19 protein-coding genes are annotated in these 21,314 nt (G+C 41.1%); 5 read left to right on the top strand and 14 right to left on the bottom strand.

Going from position 1 to position 21,314, the window contains the following annotated elements:
- Nucleotides 1-114: 114 nt before the first annotated feature.
- Nucleotides 115-465, bottom strand: coding sequence for a DUF5365 family protein (locus MHB83_RS09630; RefSeq protein ID WP_003212251.1), 351 nt, complete (start codon nt 463-465; stop codon nt 115-117).
- Nucleotides 466-573: 108 nt separating this feature from the next.
- Between MHB83_RS09630 and MHB83_RS09625 the strand changes: the two genes are divergently transcribed.
- Nucleotides 574-1,482 (top strand): RluA family pseudouridine synthase, encoded by a 909-nt coding sequence (locus MHB83_RS09625; RefSeq protein ID WP_342496268.1) that lies wholly within the window; start codon nt 574-576, stop codon nt 1,480-1,482.
- Between the two features lie 37 nt (nt 1,483-1,519).
- Here the strand turns inward: MHB83_RS09625 and MHB83_RS09620 are convergent, their stop codons facing one another.
- From MHB83_RS09620 to MHB83_RS09610, 3 genes are all read right to left on the bottom strand, one after another.
- Nucleotides 1,520-2,086 carry a class D sortase gene (locus MHB83_RS09620; RefSeq protein ID WP_342496267.1) on the bottom strand — a complete coding sequence of 189 codons (567 nt, stop codon included), beginning with the start codon at nt 2,084-2,086 and terminating at the stop codon, nt 1,520-1,522.
- A 48-nt stretch (nt 2,087-2,134) separates the two neighbouring features.
- Nucleotides 2,135-5,038 carry a 5'-nucleotidase C-terminal domain-containing protein gene (locus tag MHB83_RS09615; protein ID WP_342496266.1) on the bottom strand — a complete coding sequence of 968 codons (2,904 nt, stop codon included), beginning with the start codon at nt 5,036-5,038 and terminating at the stop codon, nt 2,135-2,137.
- A gap of 86 nt (nt 5,039-5,124) precedes the next feature.
- Nucleotides 5,125-8,505 (bottom strand): CheR family methyltransferase, encoded by a 3,381-nt coding sequence (locus tag MHB83_RS09610; RefSeq protein WP_050945438.1) that lies wholly within the window; start codon nt 8,503-8,505, stop codon nt 5,125-5,127.
- Nucleotides 8,506-8,649: 144 nt separating this feature from the next.
- Here MHB83_RS09610 and MHB83_RS09605 point away from each other — a divergent pair, with 144 nt between their 5' ends.
- Nucleotides 8,650-9,294 carry a spore coat protein gene (locus MHB83_RS09605; RefSeq protein ID WP_106032286.1) on the top strand — a complete coding sequence of 215 codons (645 nt, stop codon included), beginning with the start codon at nt 8,650-8,652 and terminating at the stop codon, nt 9,292-9,294.
- Nucleotides 9,295-9,323: 29 nt separating this feature from the next.
- On the opposite strand, the gene MHB83_RS09600 is transcribed toward MHB83_RS09605, so the two are convergent.
- Nucleotides 9,324-10,199 carry a hypothetical protein gene (locus tag MHB83_RS09600; RefSeq protein ID WP_310427296.1) on the bottom strand — a complete coding sequence of 292 codons (876 nt, stop codon included), beginning with the start codon at nt 10,197-10,199 and terminating at the stop codon, nt 9,324-9,326.
- Nucleotides 10,200-10,355: 156 nt separating this feature from the next.
- The gene (locus tag MHB83_RS09595; RefSeq protein WP_003211812.1) at nt 10,356-10,865 is read right to left on the bottom strand and encodes a YhcN/YlaJ family sporulation lipoprotein; all 510 of its coding nucleotides are present in this window, start codon (nt 10,863-10,865) and stop codon (nt 10,356-10,358) included.
- Between the two features lie 151 nt (nt 10,866-11,016).
- On the opposite strand from MHB83_RS09595, the gene MHB83_RS09590 reads away from it, so the two are divergent.
- On the top strand, nt 11,017-11,415 hold the full coding sequence (locus MHB83_RS09590; RefSeq protein ID WP_050945440.1) for a hypothetical protein: 399 nt from the start codon (nt 11,017-11,019) through the stop codon (nt 11,413-11,415).
- A 34-nt stretch (nt 11,416-11,449) separates the two neighbouring features.
- Here MHB83_RS09590 and MHB83_RS09585 read toward each other — a convergent pair whose 3' ends face one another.
- The gene (locus tag MHB83_RS09585) at nt 11,450-11,830 is read right to left on the bottom strand and encodes a hypothetical protein (protein WP_003211455.1); all 381 of its coding nucleotides are present in this window, start codon (nt 11,828-11,830) and stop codon (nt 11,450-11,452) included.
- 98 nt (nt 11,831-11,928) lie between these two features.
- On the opposite strand from MHB83_RS09585, the gene MHB83_RS09580 reads away from it, so the two are divergent.
- Both MHB83_RS09580 and cspB read left to right on the top strand, forming a co-directional pair.
- On the top strand, nt 11,929-13,014 hold the full coding sequence (locus MHB83_RS09580) for a diguanylate cyclase (protein WP_003211754.1): 1,086 nt from the start codon (nt 11,929-11,931) through the stop codon (nt 13,012-13,014).
- Between the two features lie 217 nt (nt 13,015-13,231).
- Nucleotides 13,232-13,432: a cold shock-like protein CspB gene (gene cspB / locus MHB83_RS09575; protein ID WP_003212277.1), complete on the top strand. Its 201-nt coding sequence runs from the start codon at nt 13,232-13,234 to the stop codon at nt 13,430-13,432.
- Between the two features lie 112 nt (nt 13,433-13,544).
- Here cspB and MHB83_RS09570 read toward each other — a convergent pair whose 3' ends face one another.
- The 7 genes from MHB83_RS09570 to trmL form a co-directional block, all read right to left on the bottom strand.
- Nucleotides 13,545-13,904 (bottom strand): hypothetical protein, encoded by a 360-nt coding sequence (locus tag MHB83_RS09570; RefSeq protein ID WP_003211027.1) that lies wholly within the window; start codon nt 13,902-13,904, stop codon nt 13,545-13,547.
- A 13-nt stretch (nt 13,905-13,917) separates the two neighbouring features.
- Nucleotides 13,918-14,442, bottom strand: coding sequence for a flavodoxin family protein (locus MHB83_RS09565; protein WP_003210946.1), 525 nt, complete (start codon nt 14,440-14,442; stop codon nt 13,918-13,920).
- Nucleotides 14,443-14,459: 17 nt separating this feature from the next.
- Complete coding sequence (locus MHB83_RS09560) at nt 14,460-16,079, bottom strand: DHA2 family efflux MFS transporter permease subunit (protein ID WP_050945441.1); 1,620 nt, start codon at nt 16,077-16,079, stop codon at nt 14,460-14,462.
- A gap of 39 nt (nt 16,080-16,118) precedes the next feature.
- Nucleotides 16,119-16,751 (bottom strand): HlyD family efflux transporter periplasmic adaptor subunit, encoded by a 633-nt coding sequence (locus MHB83_RS09555; RefSeq protein WP_003211200.1) that lies wholly within the window; start codon nt 16,749-16,751, stop codon nt 16,119-16,121.
- 363 nt (nt 16,752-17,114) lie between these two features.
- A complete protein-coding gene (gene yhbH, locus MHB83_RS09550; protein WP_003211440.1) occupies nt 17,115-18,278 on the bottom strand; it encodes a sporulation protein YhbH in 1,164 nt (387 codons plus the stop codon).
- Between the two features lie 139 nt (nt 18,279-18,417).
- Complete coding sequence (locus MHB83_RS09545; RefSeq protein WP_003211752.1) at nt 18,418-20,313, bottom strand: PrkA family serine protein kinase; 1,896 nt, start codon at nt 20,311-20,313, stop codon at nt 18,418-18,420.
- 518 nt (nt 20,314-20,831) lie between these two features.
- The gene (gene trmL, locus MHB83_RS09540) at nt 20,832-21,305 is read right to left on the bottom strand and encodes a tRNA (uridine(34)/cytosine(34)/5-carboxymethylaminomethyluridine(34)-2'-O)-methyltransferase TrmL (RefSeq protein ID WP_003211950.1); all 474 of its coding nucleotides are present in this window, start codon (nt 21,303-21,305) and stop codon (nt 20,832-20,834) included.
- Nucleotides 21,306-21,314: the final 9 nt, after the last annotated feature.

Raw genomic sequence — 21,314 nt, 5'->3', positions numbered from 1 at the left:
GGCGATGTTGAAAAAGAGCGGGTTTGGTATTACAGATCTTAAAGGTTTCTCCGTTCCCTTAAAAATAGTATGTGCGAGGGCCTTGTAAGTTAACAAGGAAGTTCACACCATCTTTTACGCATTTTGAAGGTGACGGCTGGCAAAATCGTCGAGATCAAACGGAAAAGAAAAGCCGCAGGCGTTGACCTGCTCACGGTTTCGCTCGAATAGCTCACGATCTCGTTTGGTGAGATGACGTTTCGGTTTTACAATAATGGTATGTAATAGCTGAAGTCCCGATAAAATACGAAAAGCATCATCCATCGTCCCGTTATATACACCATCAATAAAGGTAAGGGAGCGATCTTTTTGACGCATATCCCGCTGCTGTCCATTGACAGCATGAGAAAGAAGATCTTCAACATCCTTTGATATTTCTTCAATTGCCTGCTCTTGCAGGTCTGTAGCAGCTTTCATTAATCTCACGTGACATCTACCTCTCTGTCGTTATTCTTTATTCAGAATAGCACAGAAAAAAAGGCGTTCGCCAAGGTAAGTGTTTCCTATATATACCCATAGAGAGGAACGGATATCATGATCATAAAAGGACACACGCTCTCACTCAAAGTAGACGAGCAGTATCATCACACTTCACTCAGTCATTTTTTAAAGACAGCCGTCTCTGCATCAAAACCGATTATTCACTTTTGGATGGAGCATCAAAAAGTTCGTTTAAATCAAAAGCCTGCCCATCACGCAGCTAAAGTCAGTCAAGGCGATCAGATCATCATTGATTTATTTGAAACAGAAGAAAGTGATGTGACACCGGAATATGGTGAATTAGAGGTACTCTTTGAAGACGAGCATTTATTAATTGTGCAAAAACCTGCCGGCCGGCCAACTCATCCGAATGAACAAGGACAAACAGGCACACTGGCAAATCTTGTGGCATTCCATTTTCAAGCAAATGGTGAAGAAAAGCGGGTAAGACATATCCACAGGCTTGATCAAGACACGAGCGGCACCGTCATTTTTGCAAAGCATAGATTAGCCCATGCGGCTCTTGATCAAATGCTTTCTAAAAAAACAATCAAACGCACATACATCGCCATCGCAGAGGGACTTTTCAAAAAAAAGAAAGGCACCATCGATGCAGCGATCGGCCGTGACAAACACCATACAGTCAGACGAAGAATCTCCCCTAATGGGCTAAAAGCTGTGACTCATTTTCAGGTCATGGACATGAATAAACGTCTGCAACTGACAGCCGTTAAACTTCAATTAGAAACGGGTAGAACGCATCAAATTCGTGTCCACCTGAGCAGTCTCGGGCATCCACTAGCTGGGGATACATTATATGACGGAGTTCGTGATTACATCAATAGGTGTGCTCTTCACGCCAAGCAAGTAGACATGAAACATCCTTTTACAGGTGAGCATCTGATCATCGAAGCACCTCTACCACCTGATATGGACCAGCTCATGAGTCAAATCATCCATTAACAAAAGAGCCTGCGTATGAAAAGCAGGCTCTTTTTCTTTATTCAGACACTCTTTTTGCATAAATAATATACCGCTCTGGCGCATTGCCGACGAAATGAAAAGGATAGCATGTGGTTAATATCAGCTCTTCCTTTTCATTCTGCAACGTAATGATGGATGTATCATGCTGATCAACAATTTTCGTATGTGTGATTTCATATATAAATTCACCATACGGCACAGTGATTTTCAGTTGATCTCCAATATCCAGTTCGCCTGTCCGGCGAAACACCGTGTCACGATGGCCAGAAAGGACGATTTGTCCATTTTGATCCGGATAATAACTGCCTTTGTAGTGTCCTACTCCCTTTGCAAGGTCATCCGCATCCGTCCCTTCGACAATGGGAAGGTCTGCTTTTAATTTTGGAATCGTCAGGATGCCAGAGGCTCTCCCCATTTCAGGAGCAAACTGCTTCTTGGACATCCCTTGATCGTCCGCCACGACCTTCTTCGCTTCGTCTAATGATTGGGCTGTTTGAAGATGAGTCGATGCGATTTGCCATATCCCCCAGCCGAGCAGCACAATCCCGGCTGTCATCACAGTCAGTGCAAGCCACTTTTTCATGCTTAAACTCCTTTGCCTGTTACATTTCTCTTAGATGATACGCTCTCTTTAGCTTGCTGCTTTTTCCTCTTGTTTTGCTTTTTGAATTCGTCCCTCTTTTTGATACACAATGGAAGCTCCTTCAAAGCTTTTCACAAAATCGACAGTGGCTTCTAAGTCTTCTGGGCCTGTTTCAGGGTTTTGCCCAAGCCTGCCTATTGGTGCATATTTACTGCCAGTTGCTGTTGCCATGAAGTTATTCACAGTGAGTGTATACGCTTGATCGAGAGCTATTGCTGAACCGTCTGGCAGCTTCAAGTCGACTACTTTATATGTTACAGGATCATAGGAATATGAAAAGCCTGAAATGCTATAATCTGGTCCAAATTGTGGAGAAATTTGTGCTTCTATGATCTCTACTAAGTCTTTTCCCTTGATCTCTAGTTTGACTAAAACGTTGCCAAATGGCTGAATATTAAAGAGATCTCCCCACGTTATCGGCCCTTTTTCAAGGTTTTGTCTAATGCCGCCTCCATTCATCATGGCAAAGTCACTTTTCATTGAATATCTCATACCATCCGCAATCAAATTACCGAGCGGCGTGTCTCCATCATTTGAATAGCCGCCTTCCATTTTGACCCCGGCTTCTCCAACAACCTCACTAATAATCGGCTCCACTTCTTTCCCGTAATGAGCCAAGATGTCTGCTGCTTCCTTGTCCTTTTCTATACCAGCTTGATCTACATACTGGATATTCGCACTCTTTTTGACGATATCCTTCGTTTTACGGTCAAGTGTCACATTGACTTCGCCAATCGCCTTTCCATATTCAAAGGCTTGCACAATTAATTTTCCATTGACCTCTCCATTGACCACTTCATGATTATGCCCTGCAAAGATGACGTCAATTTCATCATCACCTTCTTTTGCAAGCTTTGCACTCTCTCCAGTGATCGTATCCCCATTTTGAGAGGCTGTCATATGAGCTAAAACCGCTATGGCTTTAACTCCTTTTTGTTTTAGTTCCTTCGTGGCTTCATTCACAGCTTTGACTTCATCTGTAAACTGAATGTCTTTAATCCCTTCTGGCATGACCATTCCTGCGGCTGACTTGGTCACAACGCCGATAAATGCGACTGGGATTCCTTCGACATCGATGATTTCATAAGCCGGTAAAAGCGGTTTGCCAGTATCCTTGTATTCACAGTTCGCACAAACGAGCGGAAAGTTCTGTCCGTCATACCCCTTTGTGCCTTTAGGATGATCTCCGCCATTTAAGATACGCAATAGCTCGTCTACCCCTTCATCGAATTCATGGTTGCCGACCGTGCCGACATCAAAGCCAATGTTCTCCATGAGTTCAACGGTTGGTTCATCTTGCAGAAGAGAAGATATTGGAGAGCTCCCGCCAATCATATCTCCAGCATGGACCGTGATCGTATTTTTGTGCGCTGCTTGTTTTTGCTTCATATAGGCCGCGACATAATCCATCCGCCCGTACATGCCTTTATTGCCATCATCTTTTACATCCAGTTCGTATTCTTGATCAATTTTACCGTGTAAATCATTCAAACTTAAAATCGTTAATGGTACGTCGTCCGCATCCTTTGCCGGCTGATAACCAGCCTGTTCTGCTTCTTCTTTGGAAGCAAAAAAGACCCGTTTATCCACATCGATTTCTTTCCATTTGTCAGGGGACACGTAGGTTTTGACAGATGAATCACCAACATAGCGTGTCAGTCCTTTTTTCTGTTCACGTGCTCTAAATTCAAATGGCTGTTCCAGTAGAGGGGCTGCTTCGTTCCATATGCCCAGTCCTTTTTCCTTTGCTTCTTTTACTGCTTTTTGAAACGTATGATAGTCCTTTTCATCTCCAACTGGCCAGATGAAATAAGTAGGGGCATATCCTTTTTTCACAAGCTCTAGATTTGTATTTAACCCTTTTTTGGTTTTCACTTGAGATAAAAGACGTCCATAGTTATCTTTCGCTTCAGGACCAATCTTTAATGTGACTTGGTCACCGCTTGAAAGTAGTGTTTTTAAATAGTCAGTCGCTTGCTGTCCAAAACGCAATTGGTTTTTGTCTAATTCGCTTTTTGGCTGATGATACGTTTCCGGCGTGTCCATATTCACAAAACGCACCTTTGTTGTACCTAGAACGGGCTTCTTTAGATGAATCGTATCTCCATCCACCACACGGTCAACAGTTGCTTTGTATTCTTTCTTCATCTTTGGCGGCTTTGGCTGGCGTTTCAGCAGGTTGATATCATCCTTATGTCTTGGAAGCACCTGCAACGTATCATATCTGCTTAACACCCCTGTAAACTCGTACCATTTTCCTGTCTTTACTTTATCAATCGCATTCGTATCGACCATCACTCTCAGAGTGGTGCTGTGATATTTTTTATCGATGATCACCACATTGTATCCACCGCCAGCCGGCTGCGCTGGTTTTGCCTCTACATAGCCTTTGACCTTTACTAGTCTTCCTTCATGTTTACCTGCTTGTTCCGTTTCTAGCTGCTTCACAGACACTCGCTTCGCCTTTGGCAAGGTTTGGTTCACAGCATCTATCTTCAGACTGCCTTGATCTGGCACAATTTCAACCAGTCCTTTATAAGACGTGATTTTACCAGTCACTGTCACCTTCATCCCTGCTTTTAGTTCCGGGAAGTGATTGGGCTGAGCTGAATAAACATTGATTCCAGCTGATTTGTCTTGAATGTATGTGGACAGTTTCCCATTGCCTACAGCTGATTGATCTGCTGTCACAATTCCGCTCACTGTCACGGTCTTTCCTATGAGCTGACGGGCTTTTTTGATCTGCACAATCTTTTTTTGTTTCCACACCATTTCTTTCTTTTCAGATGCATTGACCTCGCTCCCTGCGGACATGCCAGGCAATAAGGATTGCAAACTAAAGATCACCAGAACCAAGCAACAAATCATTCGAATAAACAGCATTCGTTTCATTAGACCTCTCCCCTTTGTGCTTCATCTCTCATAGTGTACAAAGTAAATATTGATGTTGAATGGATTTCATGTAAAACTTGTCTTTTTTAACTCATCGGAAAGGTAATAATCACTCGTGTCCCCTCAAAGTTTTTGCTTTCAAAACGAATGGTGCCGCCATGGCTTTCAATGATTTTAATGGTCATCATTAAACCAAGGCCTGTCCCCTTTTCTTTTGTTGTATAAAATGGTTCACCGAGTTTCCCTATTTCGTCCTCTGGTATTCCCTTTCCTTGGTCTTCAAAGATCAACATCATTTGCTGATCTTTCATGAGAGAGGTCACCTTGATGACGCCTGTCACACCATCCATCGCTTCTATTCCGTTTTTAAGGATGTTTAGGAAGACTTGTTTCAGTTCATTCGGAATGCCTTGAATGTTAGGGAGCGACGGAGACAGCTTTTTCTGAATGGACACGCCTTTTAAGACCGCCTGGGATTCAACGACCATGATCACTTCTTCGAGCAGAAGATTGACATGTACCGGTTCAAATTTCACCGATTTGCTTCTCGAAAGAACGAGGAATTCATTAATAATCGACTCGAGCCGATTAAACTCTGACATCATCACATCTGCATAATCTTTCTGATACTTTTTACTTTGAATCATCAGCTGTAAAAACCCTTTTAATGAGGTCAGCGGGTTCCGTATCTCATGAGCGATGCCTGCTGCAAGCTGCCCTACTGCTGACAGCATCTCAGATTTCATCAGCATCTTCTCTGACTGCTTTTGATTGGTGATATCCTCTGAAATCCGCATGACGGTTGACTGCATTTTGTCAGGGTCATCAATTCGGTGTAAAGAGACTCTCTCCCATCGTTCACGTCCAGATAAATCTTGAAAGTATAGTTCACCTGTCCAGCTGCCCTCTCTTAAACAAACCTTCCATTGTTTCTCTAAATCATCACATTGACATAGCGAATGATAGACAGAAAAAATATCTTTGCCGATCAGGTCATATTCATGCTGCTGGACAAACTGACAGAAACGCTGATTCACGCATTGGATGACCCCTTCCTCAGTTGCCACAACAATATGAATATGGCTGTTATCAAGTGCCGTCACCGCTAGATGAAGCGACTGCTTGATTTTCGTTACTTCAGTCATTTTAATCCAGGTCATCACTGCTCCTTCACGTTCTTCATCGTAGATGGGTGTGATGTGAACGGTGAATTGCTCGCCTTCGTTCGTTTCAATTTCACGTTCGATCGCGCGCCTATCCGATATGACGGATTGGATATCATGATAGAGCGTTTCCTGCGTAAGCTTTTTAGCCATCGACTGAAAGGATTGCTGATGTCTGATTTTCGCAGAAGTAAATAAAGAGGCAGCTGTAGGAGTGTAATAGCGTATATTCATGTCCCTGTCCACAAACAGCGTTGCAAGCTCCGGCTTGACAGAGGGTTTGTACAGTTCTTCTCTTGTCACCCTCAAGTTGTTTATGATATTTATATAATGTTCGTGTTTTTTCTCAAACTCCTCTAATTGCGTGTGTTTTGCTTTTAATTGAGCCCTTGCCTCCTGCTCCTTTTGTTTGACTTCATTGAGTTCATTTTCCAAATCGACAATACGCTGTTGATAGACTGAATTCTGATCTGACATCCCTATGTCCCTGCCGTTCTTTTGATTTTTTCCTCTCTCATTCATTCGAATGAGAATGACGTAAACTCCCTTAAAACGGCGGTCAAAACTTTTCACGGTAAAATCTGCATATTGCTTGCTGCCTTTTTCCGAAATGAGAACATGTTGAAACACAACCTCTGTCTCGTCTGTCCAAACCTTTTGAAAGGTTTGACTGAGCATCTCTTTCATATAATCTGGTGTCACATATTCACATGATTGATCTGACACTTCTGTATGATCTAAAAAAGAATACGCACCCTTTGATACTGCCAGGATTTTGTCACTATCATTGATGACCATACATGCATCATAATCCTTGCTTACTTCTTGCATATATTGTTCGGCTCGCGCTTTCAACTCGATATCACGAGCGTCTGGTGTCCAAGGGACATGTGGTTTTGAAACGTTTGAATGGGTGTAAATGTTCCATTTTTCATTGAACAAATGAAACAAACGAGGGATATTGGGTACAGTTTCATTTGGCCCTAATATCAACATCCCTTGATCTTTTAAAGCATATTGGAATCGGGACAATACTCGTTTTTGCACTTCAGGCTGGAAGTACATCAGAACATTTCGGCAACTGATAAAATCGAGGTGGATAAAAGGTGAATCGATCAATAAATTGTGAGGTGCAAAGACAATATGTTTTCTAAGCGACTGCTTCACAATAAAAGCGTCACCTTTCCTTTCGAAATATCGCGCCCGCCATTTTTCCGGCATCCTTGCCATAGACTCTACTGAGTAAAGACCTTTACTAGCTGTTTGAATGGCTTTCCGGTTGATATCTGTTGCAAATACTTGAAGTTCAATGGTCACTTGTCTTCGCTTCATTTCTTCTAAAAATAAGATCGTAAAAGAATACGCTTCCTCTCCTGTCGAACATCCTGCAATCCAAATACGGCATCGAGATTTCCCGTTTTTCACCGCATTTTCAATGATCGACGGAATGATCTGATGTTCACATACATGAAAAGCCTCCATATCTCTAAAAAAAGATGTCATGCCGCTTAGAAGCTGAGCGTGCAGAAGGTCAAGCTCATCTGGTTCTCTTTCTAATAAGTAGTCGTACTCTGCTAACAATGAAATCCGTTTTTTTGCAACATTCATTCGTTTTTGAATGACAGATAGCAGCCTTTTCTTTTGATAGGTTGAAAAAGCAATGCCTTTATACATTTCAAGACGTTCAATAATTCTCAGTAAAACAGGATCTGCCTCATCGAGATGCGGGACGTTGATGATATTTGCGATATATGCCGCAAGGGTTGAAGGGTCTTTGAATGTTTGTTGATACAAAGTGTCAAAACCACTTTCTTCCTCACTGCACGATAAAACTGTACCGCCCTGCTCAACCAACTGAAGCAAGCCACTTCCCACGCAATGACCTTTTTGAAAGAAAATCGCATATGCCTCCTCCTTTTGAACGCTGGCAAGAGACTGAAAAAGCAAGTCCACAGAGCAAGCCATGCACGCCGGCAGCTGCTCTGATAGGTGCAGCCGCTGATCTTCTGTTAACGTCACTACCGCATGCTGTGGACAAAAATAAATCGTCTTCTTCATGACTTTCTCACCATGTTTAATCGTTTTTGCCCGGTAGCCAATCGGTAAAACAAGTGCTTCCAAATCAGTTATACAATCGCCTGTCACATGATTTTGTACAACAATAAAAGAGGCATTTAGTTCATGTGGAAATGATTGAAAAAAAGCCTCAAGATGATGCTGTTCAAACGGCGAAACACCGATGCCAATCACTGGTGCCTGCACATGTTCGTCTTCTATCAAACGATTAATGATTTTGTCCTGCATCTGGTACCCCCATGTTCATTCGTCTGATACTTTTTTTCGACAAAAAGGAAGAAAACCCTCTAATTGTAAATAATGTTTTTTGCATGAAAGAAGGAAAACTTCCTCACATTAAAACAGAATGTATAAACAATAGGAGGAATCTCTATGCAAAACGATCAGCAGACAAACGTTCAAGGAAATGTCCAGCAGCCCCAATTCAATCATGGCGGGCATGAGTTATTTGATTTACATGAAGTATTAGCAGGGACCATTAATATTTTGGATCAATACATGATCTTTCGCCAATTCATCCAAGATCCCGCATTATCCGACATTTTAGATCGACAATATCAATTTGTATTGTCACAGTATAATGTCACGGTAGATTGTTTTTCTACTGGTCAAAAGCCTAGTGAAGAAACATCTACGTATATGATGAAAGAACAAACAGAGGTGACATACGGAATAAAACCATCTCAGCCTAAGAAGCCAAATCAATCGTTACAGGATGTAAAGGACTCGGGAATTACAGGGCATATGCTAGGTCTCGTGAAATCACATGCTGGATTACTTTCAATGACTGCACTAGAGGTAACAAACCCTGTGGTGCGACGTGTGCTTGCAGCGCAAATTCCGAACTTTATTGAAATGGCGTATGAAATTTTCTTATATCAAAATAAACATAGCTATTATCAAGTTCCGCAGCTTACAGCTCAAGATATGCAGGCGATGACGTCTACATTTGCCCCAATGAAGGGCCAAGTTCAAATGCCGCCAAACAAAGCCAATCAGCAAAAACCGCTTCATTAAACAAAAAACGGCCGACCTATATCCTCAGGTCAGCCGTTTTTTCTTTGATAACTCAGTTTAAATTGCTCTTCAAAATCTGCCAAACGTTGTCCTGTCGCTTGTTCAAAACCTCTATCAAAACGGCCAGTCTTTGCCGTTTCCTCCATAATCTCATGTATGACGTCTCGTCCATAAAGCTGCACGAGCTCATAAATCATATAGTAGCTTTGCACATAAACATCTGTCTCATACGTCATTCGGGAGTCCTGCCAATCTTGATCGGAATGAAGAAATTGAAAGGGAATGACGTCGAACCGTTCAGACGTGGCATTTAACACGTCATAGGCCGTCCATTCTGCTGTTCCCTCATGGAACCAAAGGGGAAAGATCACCGAAGACACTTCGTAAGAATGAACTTTTTCATAGAAAACAAAGTGAGCATATTCATGAATCAATAACGTGTTGAAAAAGTATAAAGGGAGTGTCTCTTTCTTCAATAATGCTTCCCGCTTATCTGGATATAACCCTATCATTTGATCATGATCGGAGTAAAAACCCGTAATATGCTTAATTCCTGCAAATTGCTCGATTGTCTCTTTATCATCAAAATAAATAATGTCTAAAGGTTTGTCAGTTTCAAATTGAAATACTGACGCTGTCCTCTTCTTTGCCTGATCCATGGCCTCAATTGTTAAATCAACAAAAGCGTCCTCTTCCTCTGCATAGTATATTCTAATATGTTCATAGACTTGCTTATTGAGTCCCTCCGTTAAAATCGTTTTAGGAGAAGACTGCTGCTCTAAATATTGTCCTGTCAGCTGAAACGCAACATAAATCAAGTATGCGGTGAAAGCATAAAAAATGAGACCTGCTGCTATCATTCCGCCTACAAGCTTTTTATGAATCAATGACGGCTTGGCTTTCATTTGCTCCCCACCTGAATTCATCCTGCAGCCTCTTTCTCTTTCTATGAAGAAACAAAGATCAACAAGAGGTGATATATTTTTTACTTTATGCAGTCAGGTGCGCAAGGTGCGGTTCCAAACAAAAAAGCCGCATATGACATACGGCTTTTGTCGTAGTTATTTTGATTCAGGGAAGACACGTCTGACCGTTTCAGTAAATTCATCGAAAAATCCTGAGATGGGCTCTCCGCTTCTAATACGTTTTCCGTACCCTTCCATACGATCGACAAAGTCTGGATTCGCAGATACATACACATTGTCGATTTGTTGATCCGTTGATTTGACTTTATCAGAAATTTTCTTTTTCAAATCTTCTGTTACATTACCGCTTTTATCGCCTTCAAGCATAACGGCAACAAATGCATTCTTTCCTGTAACAAGTACGTTCGCTGTTTTTACTTCAGACATGTTGGCTACTAGCTCTGACGCTTTATCTGCCACTTTGACCTTCTGAGGTGTTTGAACATCTGGCTGATCCTGCCTCATGTTGTCATTCTTATATGTGACATTTTCATACTGTCGTTTCATTGTTCCTCTTCGCTCATCGCCCTGGTTGTTCATACCACATCCAGTGGTGATCAATGCTGGAACGAGTAGTAAAGATAGCATCCATTTCTTATTCATCATTTATTCCCTCCTTTTGCTCTTAGGTTTTTCATCCAGTCGGCTTTTTATGCATACATCCTCTCTTTCAACGAAATGAATTCATAATTCAGCTTTGTTTGGTCATCCTAAACATGATGAAGAAGAATCATCACGATCAAATGGAGGGATTCGTTTGTTTAAAAAAAGAAAAGGCATGAGCACTGGCGCAATGATCGCAGCATCTACAGCCATCATTGCATTATTTTCCCCAGTTTTACGAAGAAGACTGAAAAGCATGACGCAAATGAATATGTCTTCAATGATGAAGGGAAAAGATCAACAGCACCATGAATCGTCTCGACAAGAGTCACACGCACAGAAAGAATCAAAGGGCACTGCGGAAATCGGACAAATGATGAAGCAGGCATTCACTGCTGTACAGCCAAATCATACGAATCAGCACCAATCGACATCAAGAAACCATCAGCCAAGAGAATCTTATGCACAGTCTCTTCATATTGATGAAAGTGTCATGAATGTGATGGATGATGAATCAATCCAGCAAGTGATCAATGACATCGAGCACAAATAAGAAAACAGGAGCCTTTATGAATAGAGGCTCCTGTTTATTCTCCTGAAAAATGTTCTTTCATCATCACAGAGAAGAAAGGTAAAAAGGTGATTTCAACTGTTGTGATAAAATCGCCATAAGCTTCCACTATGATTAAAAGCTCTTTTTCGTATTGCTTGTCTTTTTTTATCTCTACATGTTGCACGGTTTTAAAATCATAAATGCCTAAAACAGATCCATCTTTTTTTCGAACAGCTTTTAACGTAAATTCTTGACTTCCAAGGTACATCGTGACAACGAAACGCTCGTCTTGATTCTCAAATCGAAATGTCAGGCTTTGATATTCAATAGGCATCCCTTTCTCGAACCTTTCATCAGGCTCCGTTTCAAAAAAAGAAAGCCAGTCCGTTTCATCTGGGAAGCGTTTTCCTCGCATATGTTTCGATCCCCTTATAAGTGAAATTTTTATTAATTATCCTTTTTCCCCTTTTCTTTTGCAACAAATTTTAGTAATTTTAAAAAGGTGATTTAATTTTGCTAAGAGACCTCTTTATTAATTTAACAATTCTTGTCACTTTTCATTATCTATTTCTGCTTGTGTTTAAAGAGAATTTTCTTAAGAAAGAAGATACCCTGCTCAGACAACTATTCAAAGGCATTCTTTCTGGGTTACTCGGTGTCCTCTTAATGTTCTTCTCTATCAAAGCAGGACCAGCCATCATCGATTTAAGACATATCCCCCTTATTTTAACGGCCTTTTATGGAGGCATCGCCCAAACCATCATTGCAGCCTGTGTTGTAATCATTGGTCGATTATTAATCGAAGCCAACGTCGCTTCTTTCATCAATATTTTTTCCATGATGATCATCGCAACAGCTTCTTTTTTAATTGCTGAGCGCCATATGAATCAAGTTATGAAAATGCTTTTGTCCATTACGTTAGGTAATGTCATTGCCACAAGCCTGTTTATCATGATCGTGCATGAGACATCATTTGAACTGCATTTTGCTTATTGGATGTTCTCATATGTTGCAGGACTGTTTAACTTTTACGTCATTGAGCATCAAACAAAAGCATATCAGCTGTTAAATTTGTATAAATTCCAAGCTCATTATGACTTTTTAACAGGTGTTTTAAATAAGCGGAAGTTCGATGAGGTCTTAAATGATGCTTTTTCGATGAAATTTAAGCAGCCTATCCATCAAATATCCCTTATTTACTTAGACATCGATTACTTCAAATCCATCAATGACCAATATGGACATCATGAGGGAGATATGGTTTTAAAAGAAATCGGAAAAAGGCTGATGAAAAACACAAGAAGCTCAGATTATATTGGCCGAATTGGCGGTGAGGAATTTGCCGTCCTTCTACCCAATTGTACAGTTGAAAAAACATGGCAGATTGCAGAACGCTTACGAAGAAAAATAGCAGATCAGCCGATTTATTTACAAAATGGCATGTCCATTCATATTACAGTATCACTTGGGTGTGCGTATTTCCCCGGGACAAGTCCAAATATCAAGCAATTACCGATTATAGCTGACCAAGAGCTCTATAAAGCGAAGCAGTCTGGCCGAAATCAAGTGAGCTTCTCAGGGAGAAAAAGAGGCCAATGAACATAGGCTTTTTCCTCAATTTGTTAGCGCTAATTATTTTTAAAAAAGTTTTTGGATAACAGTTGTTTTTTCCCGCAAACACTGGTAAAGTAAAGGTAATTATTTTTGTTCGTATCATCTTTAAGAAGAAAGTTTTGAAAGAGTTTTCGTCTTTGAAGTTTGTGTAAGAGCAAGAATAGTGAATTTAAGCGTTAAGATCGCTTTAGGAGGAAATTTCATGTTAGAAGGTAAAGTAAAATGGTTCAACTCTGAAAAAGGTTTCGGATTCATCGAAGTAGAAGGTCAAGACGATGTATTCGTTCACTTCTCTGCTATCCAAGGCGAAGGCTTCAAAACTTTAGAAGAAGGTCAAGCAGTTTCTTTCGAAATCGTTGAAGGTAACCGTGGACCACAAGCTGCTAACGTTAACAAAGCGTAATTTAAGAGCATCTGCTCTTTAGCACTTTATAGAGTGAAGGAAAACCGCCCGGCTTCTGCCGGCGGTTTTTTTGTGCTATAAAAAAAGAGAACCTGACGAGAGGTTCTCTTTTTTATTTGTCGTTCTGCTTTAGCTTCTGCAAAGCAGAACGATACATATCATCATTCATTTTAGTTTCTGGCTCTTCTTCTTTGACAGGTGGTTCTGGCTGCTTAAACTTTTGAAGCGCCTGTCTATAGAAATCATCACCAGACACTCGTTCATCCGTTTGAGAAGGCGTTGACGCTTCCTCTTCTACTTCAGGCTCTACAGGTCTCGCCGCAACTTCTGACTCGCTACGGGGCACGTCAGGCTGATTGGGCACATCTTCATTGATCTCTTTCTTCTCGACCGAAGCGTGTCTGACATTGAATGCTACTAATCCGATAATGACTAGAACAGCAGCTACTAACGCTACAATAATCGTCGCCAAAAGAACCCTCTCCTTATCGCTTAAATGACGCAGTGACTGATGCTACACGTCTTCCTAATGCTTTCCCGAGTTCAATGCCTTCTGTCGAAATCACTTCATCAGAATCAATCGGACATGTCACACCTGCTCCATAGTAAGAGCCGTATAAAGCATTTTCTGGCACATTTCCAGGAAGACCAACGACAAGCATCCCTTGGTGGAACATTGGTGTAATCAAATTATGCATCGTCATTTCTAAACCACCGTGCGTTGTAGCAGTTGTACAGAAAACGGCACCGACTTTATCGATTAGTTTTCCCTCTGCCCATAGGTAGCCAAGACGGTCAATCCATGTCTTTAATCCAGCACTAATGGTCCCAAAGTGACCAGGGCAGCCCCAAATGATCGCATCCATTTGATCCAGCTTGCGAATATCCGCATCTTTCACGTGATCAACGAATACTTCAGCCTGCTCTGTTTCACCTGCGCCTGCTGCAATTGCTTCTGCCAGTGCTTTTGTATGGTTACCTTCACTATCGTATACGACATAAATTTTCATGTACGGTCCCTCCACACTTATCTTGCATCTTGGTTTGCTTCCTTAGGTGCTGGAAGCAGTGTTATTTCTTGTTTTTTATGCTGCTGATCTTTTCGCTTTTTATCCTTACGTACATCACGCAGGAACAAGCTAAGAATGACACCAGCGGCACAGAATAACGTTACCCACATGTAAGCATCATTGATACCCATTACGTTTGAATCAACCTGTGCTTTCGTAAAGAGCTGGGTGGATACATATTTTTGAGCAGCTTCAGCTGTCATGCCCATATGATGCATCACATTCGACACAGCCGCCTGGAATGAATTCATAAAGAATGGGTCCGCTGTATTTGTTTGATCCGCCATATTGGAATAATGGAATGTTGTCCGATTCGTATAAATCGTTGTGATCAAACTCGTACCGATCGAACCGCTTATTTGTCTTAATGTATTAGACATCGCTGTACCATGGCTGTTTAAGTGCTGTGGTAATTGGTTCATCCCAGCTGTCATCACCGGCATCATAAGGAGTGACATACCGAATGCACGCACTGCATACATGAGTACAATGTGACTATATGATGTATCAATGGTCAGCCTTGTAAACTCGAATGTGGTGACAACGGTAATGAGCATCCCCACAATCGCAAGCGGACGAGGTCCAAATTTATCAAACAAAATCCCTGAAATCGGGGACATAATCAGCATCGCAAGTGCCCCCGGAAGCATTAATAGCCCGGATTGCAATGCCGTAAATCCAACGAGGTTCTGCAGATAAATCGGAAGTAAGAACATCCCAGTGTATAAGGCAACTGTAATAATAATATTAATAACACTTGATAATGAGAAAATGCTGTATTTAAACACACGGAAATCAAGCATCGGATTATCAACTTTCAGCTGTTGGAAAATAAAGAGAATGATCGCAATCGCACCAACAATAATCGTCGATAAGACGATCGGATCTGTCCAGCCATCACTTCCGGCTTCACTCACTCCGTATAGAAGCGAAGCAAAACCAACGATGGAAAGAATCGCACCAAGGCCGTCCAGCTTGATCTTTTTAGGCTCTACAATATTTCTAAACATAAAGAAAGCCGCGATAATGACAATTGCTCCGATTGGAACAAGTCCATAAAACATAATACGCCAAGAATAATGTTCAATAATGTAACCAGATAATGTTGGTCCTACCGCTGGAGCAAACATCATTGCAAGACCGAAAATCCCCATTCCTTTCCCTCTGTTTTCAGGAGGGAAAATAAAAAGGATTGTTGTCATCACAAGCGGCTGCAGGATACCGCCGCCGATTGCCTGAATCAAACGACCGATGAGCATGGTCGAAAAGTTCGGCGCAATCCCGCAAATAAAGGTCCCTAGTGTAAACGAGATCATGGCAACTAAGAATAAGCTGCGCTGTCCAAAGCGTGTGATTAAAAACGCAGATAACGGAATCAGCACACCGTTGACAAGCATATAACCTGTTGTAAGCCACTGAATCGTCGTTGCACTCACATTAAATTCAGTCATTAAATGGGGCATGGCTACGTTCAGAAGTGTTTGGTTCAAAATCGCTACGAACAAGCCGGCCATTAAAATGATCAGTAAAGACAAGGAGCCTGCTCCCTGTTTTGTTGCTGCAGGTTGATTTGCCATCTCAGACAACCTCCTTTCATTTTTTGATATCAATCATCATTAAGATGAAATTTTGACAGAAGCATTCATACCAGGAAGTACTTTGTCTGATGGATTTTTAATTGAAATTTTCACTGCTACTTTTTGTGTCACTTTTGTATAGTTACCACTTGAATTTGTTGCTGGCAGCATGCTGAATGTTGAGTTTGTCGCATAACCAATTTGTTCAACTGTTCCTTCAAATGTTGTATCAGGATCACCATCTACGACGATGTCAACTTTGTCGCCTTTTTCAATGTTTTTAATATCTGTTTCTTTGATATTCGCTGTGATGTAAAGCTTGCTTAAATCAATCGTTTCACCAAGAACTGTACCAGGCTGCACTTGTTGATTGTTTTGTACTTCTTTTTTGACTAATGTGCCATCAGCCACTGATTTAATGTTTGTTTTTGTTTCTCCTTCAACTTTTGCAACTGTGCTGTCTTTTTGCACTTCGTCACCTTCATTGATATCCCAGCCTTTGATTTGTCCAGCTGCTGGTGCTGTGATTTGATACATGTCACCTGTCACTTTCGCCTCGTCAGTTTTGACAAAATTTGTGCTTTCGTAGTAGTAATAAGCACCTCCGGCAATAATGGCAAGAATTACAATAAGGCCAATAATGTTCGTTAGCAATAAACGCCCTCTGTTCATGTTTTGTTTCTCCTTTCATGTATAAAAATATAGTGTCATCTGCTTTAGCAAACTTAGAATGCCCATCATCTGACAGAATATGAAGCAAGCTCATAAAACTGTTATATCTCCTTCATCTTCCCCGCATGAATAATGGTGTGCAGCCCATTTATACTTATTGTTCACTCATGAGCAAAGAGTAGAAAAAGAAGAAAAGACGATCGGCATCTTTTTTGAAAAACTTATATTTAACAAGATTAAATATTAATAAATGAAAATTGAAATGTCAAAGAGAAAGTTTTACTTTTTTTCTGGTGATCCCTTCCTTCTCCATACAAAAAACCCTTCAGCCCTTATGCTGAAAGGTTTTTTCAAATGTGCTATTTACGAAAGAACTTCTTCCTGCTGAAAAAATTTTTTTAGGGCGAGAAAAACATCTGATTTTTGCTTCAAAATATAATGCTTAAATTTCTCATCCTGTATATGCTTATATGCTGACATTAATGTAGAATGCCGGTTGTATTGATTCACTTCACCATAACAGAATAAATTGGCTTTTTTCATAATTTCAGAAACTAGCTTTACGCACCGTGCATTGTCTGAGGTCAGATTGTCTCCATCAGAAAAATGAAAAGGATAAATATTATATCGTGATGGCGGATAACGTTCGTCTATGAGCTCTAGTGCTTTTCGATAGACAGAGGAGCAAATCGTCCCCCCGCTCTCACCGCGCGAGAAGAAATGCTCTTCATCTACAACCTTCGCCTCTGTATGATGGGCAATAAATTCAATATCGACCGTCTCATACTTTGTCCGTAAGAAACGTGTCATCCAAAAGAAAAAACTTCTCGCCATATATTTTTCCCAAAGTCCCATACTTCCGCTCGTATCCATCATTGCCAAAACGACGGCTTTCGACTCTGGTTTGGTCACTTCATTCCACGTCTTATATTTGATATCCTCTGGGTAGATTGGATAAAAGGAAGGACTGCCTGTCATTGCATTTCGTTTAAATGCTGAGAGCATCGTTCGTTTTTTATGAATATTCCCTGTTAACCCGGTTTTGCGAATATCGTTAAACTCAATTTGCTCGACAATAATGTCGTCAAGCTCCTTTTGTTTAAGGTTTGGTAGCTCTAATTCCCGAAACAGCGCTTCCTCAAGATCCATTAATGAGACCTCTGCTTCGTAATAATCCTCTCCAGCCTGATCTCCTGCGCTCTGCCCCTTTCCTTGCCCTTGCTTACTGTCTGATCCATCACGTGCGACAATATCGCCTACCTCGCTATCTCCATCACCTTGACCCACATGCTTATTTTTATCGTAGTTGTACCGAATTTTATATTCATCTAACGAACGAATTGGAATTTTCACAACATCTTTTCCGTTAGACATGATAATGCTTTCTTCTGTGACAAGATCCGGCAAATTGTTTTTAATCGCTTCTTTGACCTTTTTCTGATGACGCTGCTGGTCGTCATAGCCTTTTCGATGGAGGGACCAGTCTTCCTGAGATACAATAAACTGACTTTTTTCTTGCCGGGACATCCATCCCCCTCCTCACCTGTTTGCACAATTCTTCTAACCACCGATTCCTTTATCTTATGCTGCTCGTCACCCAAGTTGACGGTCATTTCTAAAAAAGACATTACCGGTGCAGGTGCGCCAATAATGCCTCCTTCCTTTATTAACGATTAAGAAGACTGCCTACATATTTTAAAAGTTCATTTGCACTTGTTGAATTATAGCCATGTTCATCAATTAATCTAGCCACTACTTCATTCACTTTCTTCAGCTGCTGTTCATCCGGTGTCTTCGTTGACGTCGTGATTTTCACCACATCTTTTAAATCAGCAAACAGCTTCTTCTGAATCGCCTCACGCAATCTCTCATGAGAATTATAATCAAAGCGTTTGCCCTTTCTCGCATAAGCCGAAATACGAATCAGGATTTCTTCTCTAAATGCCTTTTTCGCATTTTCAGAAATTCCGATCTGCTCTTCAATTGAACGCATAAGCTTTTCATCAGGATTCATTTCTTCACCGGTTAACGGATCACGCAGCTTGTTTTTGTTGCAATAGGCCTCGACATTATCTAAGTAATTATCCATCAGTGTTTTCGCAGACTCCTCATAGGAATACACAAATGCCTTTTGTACTTCCTTCTTGGCAATATCGTCGTACTCTTTTCGCGCAACAGAAATAAAATTCAAATAACGCTCCCGGTCCTCGCTTGAGATAGACGGATGCTGATCGAGTCCTTCTTTTAACGAACGAAGAACATCCAGCGCATTGATCGACTCCATATTCTTCCGGATAATAGTGGAGGAAATGCGGTTAATCACATATCGCGGATCAATTCCGCTCATCCCTTCATCATGAAATTCCTTTTTCATCTCATCAATATCAGCAGATTGGAAGCCTTCGACACTTTCTCCGTCATACAGACGCATTTTTTTCACCAAATCAATATCAGAACGCTTCGGCTCTTTGAGTCTTGTCAAAATGGAGAACATCGCTGCTACTTTCAGCGTATGCGGGGCAATATGCACATCAGAAACATCACTTTCTGAAATCATTTTATGATAAATGCGTTCCTCCTCTGTCACCTTCAAGTTATAAGGAATCGGCATCACAATAATTCTTGAATGCAAGGCCTCGTTCTTTTTATTTGAAATAAACGACCGGTACTCGGTTTCATTCGTATGAGCAACGATCAATTCATCTGCACTAATCAAGGCAAAACGGCCTGCTTTAAAATTTCCTTCCTGCGTTAATGACAGAAGATGCCATAGAAACTTCTCATCACACTTTAACATCTCCTGAAACTCCATCATCCCTCGGTTTGCTTTATTGAGTTCTCCATCAAAGCGGTAGGCCCTTGGATCTGACTCTGAGCCAAATTCAGCAATGGTTGAAAAATCGATGCTTCCTGTTAAATCAGCAATGTCCTGAGATTTCGGATCAGACGGACTAAAGGTACCAATACCGGTCCGTTTATCCTCTGAGAAGAAGATCCGTTCAACCCTTACATCCTCAATTCGTCCGCCATATTCCTCTTCCAGCCTCATCATATTCAGAGGAGACAAATTCCCCTGCACACGAATGCCATATTCTCTATAAAAATCCTCCCGCAGATTTTGCGGAATAAGATGAAGCGGATCTTCATGCATCGGGCAGCCTTTGATCGCATAGACTGCGCCATGATCTGTCAGTGAATATTCCTCTAGTCCTCTTTTCAGCCTAGTAACAAGCGTAGATTTCCCCCCGCTCACTGGTCCCATCAATAACAAAATACGCTTCCTCACATCGAGGCGCTTGGCAGCAGGGTGAAAATATTCCTCCACTAATCTTTCCAATGATTCCTCTAATCCAAAAAGCTCCTGATCAAAAAATTTGTACGTTCTGACCCCATTCTCCTCTTCAATCCCGCTGTCTTTAATCATATGATAAACGCGAGAATGAGCAGATTGAGCGACAAGTGGATTTTCCTTTATAATGTCTAAATACTCGCCAAATGTGCCTTCCCATTTAAGACGCTGCTCTTCTTCTCTGTGCTGTTCGATTTTCTTTAAAATATCCATATGAACCTCCTCTTTCAAGATTGAAGCAAGTAATCAGATACTGTTTTACAATCTATGCGGAGGCGTCCTATTACATGCTTTCGTTCTTCAAAATGACGAATTGGCAAACTGAATTGACAACCATCCGCAAGACCCTTCATAATAAAGGAAAAACAGGAGAAAAATGATCTTCTTCTCCTGCTTTTCAAGGCGAACTTCACATCATATGAAACAGGCAGCGATAGAAACAAAGGGATAAGGGGGAGCTTATATGAGAACGGTCATTATGATGGGCGTCATCATTACGTTTTTAGTATCCATTTTCACAGCTGGCTACGAAGGCAAGCCTGGTAAATGAAAAAAAGGATGTTCCATGAGCGGAACATCCTTTTTTCATTTAGTTCGTTGTTTTTAGCACCTGCTTATTCACTGTGCTTCGATTTTTTCAATATGTCAAAAAATAGACTGAACAAATCATATTTTGTTCCTTATCTCATATAAAAAAAGCCGAGATTGGTATCCCAGCTTTCTTCTTGACCTTATATCAGATCTCGATATTGCTGCTGTCGAAGTGCCTCATACACAAGAATTGCTGCCGTATTCGATAGATTCAGAGAACGAACATGTTCTGTCATCGGTAAACGAAGGCAGCGGTCCATATTCCGCTCGATCAAATCTTTCGGCAATCCACTTGTCTCTCTGCCAAAAACGAAGAAGTAATCTTCATCTAACTGAGAGTAATCAAATGTCGTATGCGGCTTTTGGCCAAATTTTGTGATATAGAAGAATTGTCCCTTCGGATGAGCCTCAAACAATTCATCAAGCGAGTCATGATAGACGACATTGGCATATTTCCAATAATCGAGTCCTGCACGCTTCAGCATTTTATCATCTGTCGAAAAACCAAGCGGACGAATCAGATGAAGGGTTGTATTTGTTGCTGCACATGTACGCGCAATATTTCCAGTATTAGCTGGAATCTCTGGTTGATATAAAACGACATGAAGTCCCAAAAAAGTTCA

The sequence above is a fragment of the Bacillus sp. FSL K6-3149 genome (assembly GCF_038630515.1).
GTDB classification, from domain to species: domain Bacteria; phylum Bacillota; class Bacilli; order Bacillales; family Bacillaceae; genus Bacillus; species Bacillus pumilus.
The sequence above is the reverse complement of the archived record's forward strand: the minus strand, read 5'-3'. Positions and strand labels throughout refer to the sequence as shown.